At 70.1% G+C, this 11,559-nt stretch carries 10 protein-coding genes; 5 read left to right on the plus strand and 5 right to left on the minus strand.

The genetic code is table 11. The features are described from left to right. Position 1: 1 nt before the first annotated feature. The 5 genes from VGJ96_08225 to VGJ96_08245 are packed head-to-tail and all read right to left on the minus strand — an operon-like array spanning position 2 to position 6,552. Positions 2 to 916 (minus strand): lysophospholipid acyltransferase family protein, encoded by a 915-nt coding sequence (locus VGJ96_08225; protein ID HEY3287091.1) that lies wholly within the window; start codon positions 914 to 916, stop codon positions 2 to 4. Then, complete coding sequence (locus VGJ96_08230; GenBank protein HEY3287092.1) at positions 913 to 2,088, minus strand: glycosyltransferase family 4 protein; 1,176 nt, start codon at positions 2,086 to 2,088, stop codon at positions 913 to 915. Before VGJ96_08230 ends, VGJ96_08225 begins: the two co-directional genes overlap by 4 nt. Further along, entirely contained in the window at positions 2,088 to 3,167 is a 1,080-nt protein-coding gene (locus VGJ96_08235) for a hypothetical protein (GenBank protein HEY3287093.1), read from the minus strand. The genes VGJ96_08230 and VGJ96_08235 overlap by 1 nt, the downstream gene beginning before the upstream one ends. A 5-nt stretch (positions 3,168 to 3,172) precedes the next feature. After that, positions 3,173 to 4,990 carry an ABC transporter ATP-binding protein gene (locus tag VGJ96_08240; protein HEY3287094.1) on the minus strand — a complete coding sequence of 606 codons (1,818 nt, stop codon included), beginning with the start codon at positions 4,988 to 4,990 and terminating at the stop codon, positions 3,173 to 3,175. After that, positions 4,990 to 6,552, minus strand: coding sequence for a bifunctional response regulator/alkaline phosphatase family protein (locus VGJ96_08245; GenBank protein ID HEY3287095.1), 1,563 nt, complete (start codon positions 6,550 to 6,552; stop codon positions 4,990 to 4,992). The genes VGJ96_08240 and VGJ96_08245 overlap by 1 nt, the downstream gene beginning before the upstream one ends. A gap of 267 nt (positions 6,553 to 6,819) precedes the next feature. Here VGJ96_08245 and VGJ96_08250 point away from each other — a divergent pair, with 267 nt between their 5' ends. The 5 genes from VGJ96_08250 (at position 6,820) to VGJ96_08270 (ending at position 11,482) form a co-directional block, all read left to right on the plus strand. Then, on the plus strand, positions 6,820 to 7,107 hold the full coding sequence (locus VGJ96_08250; GenBank protein HEY3287096.1) for a hypothetical protein: 288 nt from the start codon (positions 6,820 to 6,822) through the stop codon (positions 7,105 to 7,107). Between the two features lie 112 nt (positions 7,108 to 7,219). Beyond that, positions 7,220 to 8,038 carry a DnaB-like helicase C-terminal domain-containing protein gene (locus tag VGJ96_08255; protein HEY3287097.1) on the plus strand — a complete coding sequence of 273 codons (819 nt, stop codon included), beginning with the start codon at positions 7,220 to 7,222 and terminating at the stop codon, positions 8,036 to 8,038. Positions 8,039 to 8,052: 14 nt separating this feature from the next. Continuing rightward, a complete protein-coding gene (locus VGJ96_08260) occupies positions 8,053 to 9,417 on the plus strand; it encodes a tetratricopeptide repeat protein (protein ID HEY3287098.1) in 1,365 nt (454 codons plus the stop codon). A 1-nt stretch (position 9,418) separates the two neighbouring features. Then, complete coding sequence (locus VGJ96_08265; GenBank protein HEY3287099.1) at positions 9,419 to 10,519, plus strand: hypothetical protein; 1,101 nt, start codon at positions 9,419 to 9,421, stop codon at positions 10,517 to 10,519. A gap of 219 nt (positions 10,520 to 10,738) precedes the next feature. Then, a complete protein-coding gene (locus tag VGJ96_08270; protein HEY3287100.1) occupies positions 10,739 to 11,482 on the plus strand; it encodes a YebC/PmpR family DNA-binding transcriptional regulator in 744 nt (247 codons plus the stop codon). The last annotated feature ends 77 nt before the right edge of the window (positions 11,483 to 11,559 follow it).

Raw genomic sequence — 11,559 nt, forward strand, 5'->3', positions numbered from 1 at the left:
CTCACGGCTCGCGCAGTTCAGGTGGAGTGTCGGGAGGCTGCCGCTTCCAGCGGCGATGCGCCCAGAGGTACTGCCCCGGATACCGGCGCACCCACCGTTCCAGCACGGCGGTGAAGCGCGCGGTGGTGACGTCGACGTCCGCCTCGAGATCGCCCGTGCGGGCCACGTCGACTTCCTCGAGATGCAGGACGTACCTGCCGTTTGGCTGGCGCGCCGCCAGTGCATAGATGAGCGGGGCATCGAAACGCAGGGCAAAGACGGCGGGACCTCGCGGCGTGCGCGCCGGACGCCCGAAGAACGGGACGAAAGTCGCCGCGCCCAGCCCGGCCTGGTCGGCGAGCAGGCCGAGACCGAGCCCCTCCTTCAGCAGGCGCGGGAGGCGACGCACGGCTTCATCATCGTAGACGACGGTCATGCCGAGGCGACGGCGCGTACGGTTCACGAACGCATCGGCCAGCGGGTTGAGCTGGCGCTTGGCGACCGCCGCCACCTTCAGCCCCAGCGTCGAGATGTACGCGCCCGACAACTCCCAGTTGCCGAGGTGCCCCGCCACCAGCACGATCCCCTTGCCGCGCACGCGACCGCGTTCGATCGCGTCCCAGCCCTCCACGCGCTCGAAGAGGGCGTGCATGGACTCTGGCCCGAGCCGCGACATGAGAATGGATTCCATGCCCACGCGGCCGAGATGCTCGTATGACTCCCGCACGAGGGCGCGACGCTCGCGTTCGCCAAGTTCGGGAAAACAGGCGTCGATGTGCCGCGTTACGACGCCACGGCGAATGCCGAGCGGCCAGTATCCAATGAGGGCGATGCGCGCGCCGATGGCCCCCGCGCGCCGCAGTCCCAGGGGTCCGAGCAGCGCGGCCACCACGCGCAGCAGCGCGTACTCGAGCCAGTGCTTCCAGGTTGGCTTCACGAGCGCTCCCTCGCGCGTTCCACGCAGTGTGCCGCGAACTCCAGGGTGTCGGTGACCACGCGGTCCCAGTTGAATCGCTGCAGCGCGGCCTCGCGGGCCGCCGCGCCCAGACGCCGACGCAGCGGTTCATCCACCAGCAACCGCCGAATGGCCTCGGCCACGCGGTCGTCCGCCTCGGGAGGCACGACCAGTCCGGTCTGCGCGTCGAGGACCGCCGAGCGGACGCCGCCCGAATCGCCGGCCACGGCCGGTACGCCGCTTGCCGCGGCCTCCACGAACGAGATGCCGAACCCTTCGACGTTGATGGGAGGCAGCAGGCGCGACAGCCCCACGTAGAGCGCCGCTCCCGCGTAGACGGCGGGGAGTTCGTCATCGCGCATCGGCCCGGCGAACACCACGCGAGCGTCCACCCCGAGAGCGCGCGCGAGTTCGCGAAGGCGCGTTTCGTCCGGCCCCTCGCCCACGATGACGTAACGCAGGTTCGGATGCTGCGGCGCCAGGCGCGCCAGGGCGCGGATCGCGACATCCTGGCCCTTGTGCGGCACTAGCCGGGCGACCGTCAGCAGGTATGGAGCGTCGCCGACGCCGAGCCGGGCCCGCACCGCTCCCGTGACGTGGCCCGGCGCAAACTGCGCCGGATCGGTGCCCAGTGGGAAATCTGCGACGGGCGGCAGGGGGCTCACGCCGATCTCCCGCATGATGTCGCGCGCCAGTTCGCCCGTCCACGCCGAGTTGGCGACGACGCCGATCGCCTCGCCGAAGATCCGCCGCGCGGTCAGGCGCTTCATGCGCTGCTTCGCCTTTTCGCGCTCCCGCAGGAGGTCGCCGCCGTTGACGTACACGAGGTACGGCACGCCCGTCTGACGCCGCGCCCACCACGCGGCATACCCGCACGGGCGAATGTTGCCGCAGTGCACCACATCAAAGCCCGGGGCGCGCTGCTGCAGCCAGCGGGCCCAGCGCACCTGATTCAGGAAGCGGCCCGCCTGACGAAAGTTGAACGGCTGGCGGTCCACGGCCACGGGCTCGGCGGCATCCGAATGGGCCGCGTCGAGCGCGCGCACCGTCGAGACGAGCGTGTCCGCCGGAAAGCGCCGGCAGAGCTCGACGTGCCGGCGCGCCATGCCGCCGAGATCGGGCGCGTAGTCCTGTGTGATGAAGAGATGGCGCATCAGGTCCTCCAGCGGGTGCGGTCACGCGCCGCTTCGGTAACCTGCAGCCATCCATCGGATCCTGCATCGAACGGCCATCGCGCGGCGGCCTTGCGCGCCGCCAGGCGCATGGCCGCAGCCTGCTCCGACTGGGCCAGGGCCGCGGCCAGCACCGACGCCCATTCCGTCTCGTCCGCGCGATGGCGCAGGATGCCGGACACGCCGTCCTCCACGAAACGCGCGCTCAGCGGCGTTCGCTCGCCGAGCACCGGCACGCCCTGCGCCAGCGCGTCAAGCATGGCGAACACCTCGTCATCGCCCGTGGCGACCACCCACGCGAACGCCGCTTCGGCGAGCGCCTCGGTGCGCGCCGCCCCGGCGGTGCGAAATTCCACGCGATCGGCGACGCCGAGCGCCGCCGCTTCGAGGCGCACCGCATCGGCATCGTTGATCGGCGCGAAGACGATGGCGCGCAGCGCCGGCTGGCGCGGCGCGAGCAGGGCAAGGGTGCGCAGGGCGGCCAGCGCTTCGCGCCGCCGGTCGGCGCCGGCGAAGATGACGAGCCGGTCGCCCGTCGGCCGAATGGCGCCGACAGCGGCCGGAGGCCGCGGCGTGGCGGTCGCCACGCCCGGCGGCGCCACGTGGGCGGCCAGCGCGCCGCGTGGCGGTTCATGCCCCCGCAGGTCGTCGGGGTGCGCGAAGACGAAGCCTGTCGCGGCGAGCCGCATGGCGAGCCGTCCGTCGCGCCCGATCGTGAGTCGGGCGCCCGCGCCCGTGCGCCGCACGACGGCGCCGCGGCCCGCGAAGCGAACGGCCGCCGCGGCCACGAGATGCTCGCGGTCGTCGTGCACGAACACCACTTCCGTCAGGCGCGACGCGATGACGCGCCGCAGGCGCCATCCGGCGCGCAGCCACCCGCCGTCCATCGCCACCCCGATCACGTCATGCCCGGCGGCCAGGAGGCACCGCTCCATTTCGCTCCCCGCGGGCGCGACCAGGCACGTCTCATATCCGCGCGCGGCGAGCAGCGTGGCGCCGTCGGCGAAGGCGCGCGCCGCCCCCGACCACGCCGCCCGATGCACCACGAAGCAGGCGCGCACCGGCGCTAGCCGCCGACGGGGGCTTCGTTGAACTGCAGCGCGTGCAACCGCGCGTACGCACCGCCCAGCGCCAGCAGCTCGGCGTGCGTCCCGCGTTCGGCGATGCGGCCGCGGTCGAGCACCAGGATCTGCGTGGCGTGCTGCACCGTGGAGAGCCGGTGGGCGATGACGAAGACGGTGCGCCCGGCCAGCAGCCGATCGATGGCTTCCTGCACCAGCCGTTCGCTCTCCGTGTCCAGCGCCGAGGTGGCCTCGTCGAGGATGAGCACCGGGGGATCCACGAGGAGGGCGCGCGCCATGGCGATGCGCTGCCGCTGGCCGCCGGAGAGGCGGGTCCCGCGCTCGCCGAGCACGGTGTCATAGCCCTCGGGGAGCTCGCTGATGAATCCGTGCGCGTTGGCGGCGCGGGCGGCGGCCTCGATCTGCGCCGGCGTGTACCGGTCCGGCGCGCCGTAGGCGATGTTCGCCCGCACCGAGTCATTGAAGAGCACGGTATCCTGGCTCACGATCCCCGTGAGCGCACGCAGCGACGACAGCGTGAACTCGCGGGTGTCCACCCCGTCGAGCGTGACGCGGCCGGCCGTCGGCTCGATGAAGCGCGGAATGAGGTCCACGAGCGTGCTCTTCCCCGCTCCGCTCGCGCCCACGAGGGCCACCACCTCGCCGCGCTTTGCCGTGAAGCTGATGTCGCGCAGCACGGGCTCGCCGCCGTAACTGAACTCCACCCGCTCGAACGCGAGCTCGAAGTTGAACGCGGCCGCCGCGCGGGTGCCGCGGTCGGCCTGCTCTTCCGTGGGATGATCGAGGATCTCGAACAGCCGCTCGGCCGCGGCGAGCGATTGGGTGGCGACCGCCGGCATCTGCGAGAGTTGCTTGAGCGGCGGGAGCAGCGACATCAGCGCGCCGAGGAACGTGACGAGACCCGAGCCGCTGAGCGTGCGCGCCTGCAGCACCTCGTGCGCGCCGAACCAGAGGAGCGCCACGGCCACCACGGTGCCGATCACCTCGGCGAGCGGCTGCGACATGAGCGTGAGCCGGCTCATGCGCACCATCCCCTTGGCGTAGCGATTCGAGGCGTCGGAGAAGCGCGCCCCCTCGTACCCCTCGGCGCGGAACGACTTCACCAGCCGGATGCCGCTGACCGTCTCCTGCACCACGCTCGTCATTTCCCCATACTCGGCGGCGAGCTTGCGGTGGCCCCGGCGCAGGCGACGCAGCAGCGGCTGGAACGCCACGATGATGAGCGGGGCGACGACCAGCGAGAGGAGCGCCAGCCTGGGTGAGAGCGAGAAGAGCAGGACGACGGTGACGACGATCTGCGTGCCGGCGTTCAGCGATCGTGTCACGACCTCGGCGAGCAGCTGGCGCGTGGACTGGGTGTCCTGAAAGACGCGCGAGAGCAGCTGCCCCGTCTTGTGGCTGGTGAAGAAACGGAGCGGCAGCCGCTCCAGGTGCGTGTAGACCGCGTTGCGCAGATCGCGCGTGACGCGCTCCTGCAGCCCCGCGCCGGTCTGGCCGGCGAGCCAGGCGAAGACGTTCTTGAGCAGCATCGTGCCAAGGATCACGAGGATCACGATGCGCAGGGCGTCCATCGACTCGCGCCCGGCGAGCACCCAGCCGCCGATCAACTGCAGCAGCGCCGACATGCGCGACCCGGCGCCCGCGTCAAAGGCCTGATGGTCGAACAGGGTGTTGAGGAACGGCACGAAGAGCGCGTACGAGAACGCACTCAGCGCATTGGCCAGCGCGCTCAGCAGCAGCGTGCCGACGACGCGCCCGTAGTACGGGCGGAGGAACTGCTGGAGGCGGCGGTAGGGACCCATCAGCGGCGGGGCGTGAGGAGGGCGAGCGGAAGGATGACCTCTTCCGGGGAGACCCCGCCATGAAGGAACGACCCGCGGTACCGTTGCTGGTACTCGCGCAGCTTGGTCGGATAGACGAAGAAGCAGTCGCCGGCGGCGAGCAGCGTGTTGACGCGCGGCCCCCGGGGCGGGAGGCGCAGCTGCTCGGCGTCGGTAAACAGCAGCGCCTGGTCGGGACGCTCGGCGCGGAGGTCCTCGCCCATCTTGTACCGCAGGTTCGCGGTGGTGTCCTTCTTCGCGAAGACAGTGGCCGGCGTGTTGCAGTGAATGGAGCCGTGATCGCTCGTCAGCAGCACCGGCAGGCCGCGGCGCGCCGCCTCGCGGAGCACGCTCCAGAGCGCCGAGCGCCGGAACCACTGCTCGGTGAGCTGGCGAAATGCCGCCTCGTCCCGCGCCACTTCGTACAAGATCGCCGACTCGGAACGCCCGTGCGTCAGCAGGTCGATGAAGTTGAACACGAAGGCGCTCACGCCCTCGGCGGCGATGGACGTCGCGAGATGGCGCTCGAGGTCGTCGGAGTCGTGCGCCGACGTGATCTTGTGGTAGCGCACCGGCGTCTCACCCCGCACCGTGCGCAGCTGTTCCACCAGCAGGTCGCGCTCGTGCTGGTTGAGCGACTCGTCGTCCCCCTCGCCCCACCAATCCGGGAACCGTTCGGCGATTTCGGCCGGGAACAAACCGCTGAACAGCGCGTTCCGCGCATACGGCGTCGCGGTGGGGAGCAGGGCGAAGTAGTGCGCGGTATCGACCTCGAAGGCCTGGGCGACGATCGGCTCGAGCACCTTCCACTGGTCGAGCCGCAGGCAGTCGACGACGATGAAGACGACCGCCTGGTGTTCGGCGAGCACCGGCATCAGGAACTCGCTGACGACGTCCACCGAGAGGGGCGGCCGGTCGCCGTCGAGTTCGTGAATCCAGCGCGGATATCCCTCGCCCATGAAGGCGGCAAAGTCGCGGTGCATCGCCGGGAAGAGCGCCCGCAACGAGGTGAGCAGGCCCGCCTCTCCGGCCGCCGTCAATTCGACGTCCCACTCCACGAGTTCCGCATAGCGTTCCGCCCATCCCCGCCAGTCGAGATCCTTGAGCCGCACCGCCTCGAGTTCGCGAAAACGCTCGACGAACCGGCGCGCGAGCGCCTGGCTGCGGATGCGCGGCCCCTCGAGGATGCGCGTGAGGATGGCCTGCACCTGCCGCGGCGTGACCGGCTTCACGAGGTAATCCGTGACGTCCTGACCGAGCGCCTCGCGCAGGGTGGAGTCTTCCTCGCTCTTGGTCACCATCACGATGGGCATGGATGGCGCCAGTTCCCGCGCCTCGCGCACCATCGCGATCCCCCGCATGCCCGGCATCTGCTCGTCGAGGAGCAGGATGTCGAACGCGTGCTGGCGGAGCAGCTCGAGGGCGTCGGCGGCGTTCCGGGCCATCTGCACGCGATAGCCCTTGTCGGTCAGGAACAGCCGGTGCGACTCGAGGAGGTCAGCCTCGTCGTCGACCCAGAGCACGGATTTTGCGAGTGGCGCCATATCCAGCGAAAGCTAGCCCCGGCGAATTGACGTCGCCAACGGCCGGCGGGTTGCCGGACCGGTTGTCGGAGGCACGGGCGGAGGCGCTGGCGAGTGCGTTGGCCGAGGTGTTGGCCGGCGTGCTGGCGGGTGCGCGCGGTCGGGCGCAGATTCGTCGTTGTGACCGACCCCCTCCCCCCGTATGCCCTGAGCGGGCCTGCTTTTGCGCTCCGCGCCCTGGCCGTCGCCACCTCGCGGGCGCCCCTCGGTGGGCCCCGTGAGGCGCTGATGGCGACGCTCGTGGGCACCCGGCTGGCCGTCGCGGCCGGTGGCGCCGATCCCCTTCCGGAGCCGCTCCGGGCCGAGCGGGCGGCGGCGGCGCGTCACTGGATGGGGGCGCTCCCCCTCCCGCCGTCGCTGCGCGCGGCACTGGGTCAACTGCTCGATGCCTCGGTGCGCGCCGAAGGGGAGGCACTGGCCGCCGCCCTGGACAAGGTGACCGAGGTCACGGCACCCCACCTCGATCGCAAGGCACGTTCCGAATTGGACCATCTGGCCCGCCGGTTTGCCCTCTGAGCCCGCCGCTTGTGGACGAGCGGACTTCATTCGTATGATTTGCAGATGACCCGACTTCGCGCGTAACGACGGCGTGTCCAGACCCACCGACATCTCCCCTCTTGCCCGTGTGATGCGCCGGGTTGACCGGGCCGCCGATGGCGAGCCGGGGCACGACGCCTACGCCACGGGTTTCCCCAGCATCGACAAGTGGCTGGGCGGGGGCGTCCGGCGGGGCGACCTGGTGGTGCTGGGCGGCGACGTGCAGAGCGGGAAGAGCGCCCTGGCGCTCGCCGTGGCGCTGCGGATGGCGCAGCAGGACACGCCGGTGGTGTTCTTCACGAGCGAGATGACGCACGAGCGGGTGATGGAGCGGGCGCTGGCCATCGAGGGGCGCGCCCGGGTGGACGACCTGCGCCGCGGCTCGCTGGACGATTTCACGCGGGCGGGCGTCGGAGCGGCCGCGGTGCGGTTCCGCGAGGCGGTGCCGACGATCGCCGCATTCCCGGCGGGCGGGGGCGTTGAGGCGCTGGTCGCGGACATTCGACGCTCGGTTGACGCCCATGTGGTCATCGTCGACTCGCTGCAGGGCCTCGCCGGAAGCATTCGGGCGCAGGATGAGGAGCTGTCGGCCGCCGTCCGCATCCTCAAGGCGCTGGCCATCGAACTCGACATCGCCCTCGTGCTCACGTGTCAGCTGCCGGAGCTCACCGCCGACCGGGCGGATCCGCGCCCGGTGCTCGATGATTTCGGGGTGCAGGGCGCGGTGAAACAGCACTCCGATGTGGTGCTGGCGATCTTCCGGGAGGAGATGTACCGTCCCGGGTATGGGGTGGAGGGTGCCACCGAATTGCTCGTGCGGAAGAACCGCAATGGGCAAGTTGGATACGTGGACCTGTTCTTCTACAAGCAGTGGATGCGATTCGAAGACATGCTCGATCCCGACCGATAGGAGGCCGGAGCGATATGCGATACTTGAGACTTCTGGCGCTGTCCCTGCTCGGCGGCCTGGCGCTGCCGGCGCAGGCCCAGCAGAAGCCAGACAAGACGCTCGACAAGCTGGAACACGCCCGCACGGCGAATCCAAGCTCCGTGGCGGCGCTGCGATCACTCGGGATTGCGTACTACAAGCGAGACCGGTTCGCGGACGCCCGGACGGTGCTCGATGCCGCCCGCAAACTCGATCCCAAGGACGGGGTGAGCGCGCTGTACGCGGGTCTCGCGGCCGAGAAACTGAACGACTTCACCGGCGCCAAGGACGCGTACAACAGCTACCTGCAGAACGGCAAGACGCGGTCGGTGCGCAACGACATCCGCGCCCGGCTCGTGTCGCTGTCGCGGGCCGAACTGCACGCGGCGGCCAAGGCGGCGATCGCCACCGAAGCTACGATCGCGCCCGAGGCGAACAACCCGCGGGCGGTCGCGGTGCTGCCGATGACGTTCAGCGGCACCGACCAGACGCTGGCGCCGCTCTCGCGCGGCATGTCCGATCTGCTCATCAGCGACCTCGCGCGCGCTCCGGAATTGCAGCTGCTCGAGCGTGACCGGATTCAGGCAATGGTGGATGAGGTGGCGCTGAGCCAGAGCGGGCGCGTCGACGCCGCGACGTCGCTGCGCGCCGGCAAGCTGGTGCGCGCCGCGCGCGTCGTGCAGGGCGCGATCACGCAGACGGGCAACCGCAACCTGACCGTGAACGCCGCGGTGATGCAGGTGGCCACGGCGCAGCAGCAGGGGCGCGACGTCCAAAGCAGCGACGTCCTCGACCAGATCTTCACGATCGAGAAGAACCTCGCGCTCGGCCTCTTCGATCAGCTCGGCGTCCGCCTGTCGGCAGCCGACCGCGCGGCCATCGAGCAGCGCCCGACGCGCTCGTTGCAGGCCTTCCTGGCGTACAGCAATGGCCTCGTGGCGGAGGATGAGGGACGGTACGGCGACGCGGCGCGCTTCTACGACCAGGCCCGCAGCATCGACCCGGGCTTCGGCGCGGCGCTGCAGCGGATGCAGAGCGCCCGGGCGGCGCAGCAGGGCGCGCAGGTGACCACCACGCAGGTGGAGGCGAACCTCAAGAACTCCAGCGAAGGCGCCACCGTCACCGCCGCGGAGCGCGGTGTCGCGGCCACGAACACCGGCATCGGCTCGACGCTGGCCAGCGCCGTGGGCGACATCAACCCGTCGGCGGCGAACAACGTGAACTCGAGCACGAGCACGGGCGGCAGCCAGACCCAGACGCAGACGCCGCCGACGACACGCGACCCGGCATCGGAGAAGACCGGCACGGACGCTCCGGCGACCAAGACCGGCACGTTCACCATCGTGATCCGGAGGCCGTGAGATGAGACCGCTGCGTGACACGCTCATCCTGGCACTCCTCGCCGCGGCGCCGCTGGCCGTCGGCGCGCAGGGCCTCGGCGACGCGGCCGCCGCCGCGATGCCGCAGTACGTGACGTTCAAGATCGGCTCGGGCGCGACGGCCAAGACGGTCTCCCAGACGTCCATCCCCTTCGTCTTCGTGCTGCCGCTCACGTCGCGCTTCAACATGGACGTGACGACGTCCTTCGCGACCTCCGACGTGTCGGTGAACGGCAAGAGCGTCAGCTCGATCAGCGGGCTGACCGACACCCAGCTGCGTGCCAACCTGACGCTGGGCAATGATGCCGTCGTCTTCACCGTGGGCGCCAACCTCCCGACCGGGCAATACCAGATTGCCGAAGGGAAGGCCGACGCCGCCGGGCAGATCGGCAACGACTTCCTCGTCTTCCCGACGTCGTCGTACGGCTCCGGGCTGTCCACCACCGGCGGTATCGCGATTGCGCGTAATCTCGGCTCGTGGAACTTCGGCTTGGCGGGATCGTTCCGGAAATCGACCGAGTTCGACGCGTACGCTGCGAACGACGGCTCGACGAAGACGGTGCTCACCTTCACGCCGGCCGACGAAGTGCGCGCGCGCGTCGGCGCCGATCGGGCCGTCGGCAGTGGGCGCCTGACGCTCGGCGTCACGTTCTCCACGTTCGGCAACGACGTGCTCTCCAATACCTCCTACGCCACGGGCGATCGCTACATCGGACAGGGATCGCTCTACTATCCGGTGGGCGGTGTGGACCTGTACGTCAGCGGGTGGGGGCTCTACCGCGCCAAGGGGCAGCAGTTCGGCGGCGAGGCTCCCTCGGAGACGGTGGCGAACGGAGCGGTTGCCGCAGGCTTCCGCGCCGGCAACTGGTATATCGAACCCAACCTCGAGGCCCGCAACTGGCAGGTGGACGGCTACAAGGCCGGCCTGCTGGGGAACGGCGGCGTCCGGCTGCGCTGGACGTCCGGGGCGTTCTCCTTCATGCCGAGCGCCAGCTATCAGATGGGAGAGCTGTACACCCTGGGCGGCGGCGAGACGTATGACGTGACCGGGTGGCGGGCGGCTCTGACGTTGCGGATACACTAGTTCGCGACGTTGGGTGATGGCAGATGGCAGATGGCAGATGGCAGATGGCAGATAGCAGATGGCGGATGGCGGACGACAGATGGCGGGGCGGCTTTCGGGCCGCCCCGCCTGTTTTGCGGCACCCGACGGGGCGGTAGATTGCAGGCAGGCTAATCGAAATCGTGATCGGTGATCGCAATCCGCCATCCCCATCCGAGATCCATATCCTGAATCGTCGTCATGTCCGGTCACAGCAAGTGGAAGACCATCAAGAACGCCAAGGCCGCGACCGACAAGAAGCGCGGCGCGCTCTTCACCAAGCTTATCCGTGAGATTACAGTTGCCGCCAAGCAGGGCGGCGGCGATCCCGACGGCAACCCCCGGCTTCGCACCGCCATCGACAACGCCCGGGCGCAGTCGCTTCCCAAGGAGAACATCGAGCGCGCCGTCAAGAAGGGAACGGGCGAGCTCGAGAGCGTGGACTACGTGGACGTCGTGTACGAGGCATACGGGCCGGGCGGCGTGGCCATCATGGTGCAGGCCCTGACCGACAATCCGACACGCACGGTGGCCGAGGTTCGCGCCAAGCTGTCGCGCGGCGGCGGGAACCTGGGGACCACCAACTCGGTGGCGTTCATGTTCGACCGCAAGGGGCAGATCTTCGTCGAGGCGGCCGGCCTGGACGAGGACGCCACGATGGAGAAGGCCCTCGAGGCCGGCGCCGAGGATTTCGTGCGCGAGGACGACGCGTTCATCATCACGACGGCGCCAGCGGACCTGCACGCGGTGAGCCAGGCGCTCGTGAAGGCGGGGCTGAAGGTGTCGCAGGCCGAGCTGTCGTGGATTCCCAAGAGCACCGTCACGGTCACCGGGGAGCCGGCGCAGCAGCTGGTGAAGCTCATCGAGGCGCTCGAGGAGCTCGACGACGTGCAGAAGGTGGATGCGAACTTCGAAATGGACGAAGCGGAGATGGCCGGCGCGTGATCGTCCTCGGCATTGATCCCGGCACGGCGGTGACGGGCTACGGCGTCGTTCGCGCGCGCGGCACGCGCGCTGCGAAC

The organism is Gemmatimonadaceae bacterium, from assembly GCA_036504815.1.
In the GTDB taxonomy this organism is placed as follows: domain Bacteria; phylum Gemmatimonadota; class Gemmatimonadetes; order Gemmatimonadales; family Gemmatimonadaceae; genus PNKL01.

Coding starts and splice junctions, on each gene's coding strand:
- VGJ96_08240 (HEY3287094.1), bottom strand. CDS start 4,990: ATGGGTCCCTACCGCCGCCTCCAGCAGTTCCTCCGCCCGTACTACGGG.
- VGJ96_08250 (HEY3287096.1), top strand. CDS start 6,820: ATGGCGACGCTCGTGGGCACCCGGCTGGCCGTCGCGGCCGGTGGCGCC.
- VGJ96_08255 (HEY3287097.1), top strand. CDS start 7,220: ATGCGCCGGGTTGACCGGGCCGCCGATGGCGAGCCGGGGCACGACGCC.
- VGJ96_08265 (HEY3287099.1), top strand. CDS start 9,419: ATGAGACCGCTGCGTGACACGCTCATCCTGGCACTCCTCGCCGCGGCG.
- VGJ96_08245 (HEY3287095.1), bottom strand. CDS start 6,552: ATGGCGCCACTCGCAAAATCCGTGCTCTGGGTCGACGACGAGGCTGAC.
- VGJ96_08270 (HEY3287100.1), top strand. CDS start 10,739: ATGTCCGGTCACAGCAAGTGGAAGACCATCAAGAACGCCAAGGCCGCG.
- VGJ96_08230 (HEY3287092.1), bottom strand. CDS start 2,088: ATGCGCCATCTCTTCATCACACAGGACTACGCGCCCGATCTCGGCGGC.
- VGJ96_08260 (HEY3287098.1), top strand. CDS start 8,053: ATGCGATACTTGAGACTTCTGGCGCTGTCCCTGCTCGGCGGCCTGGCG.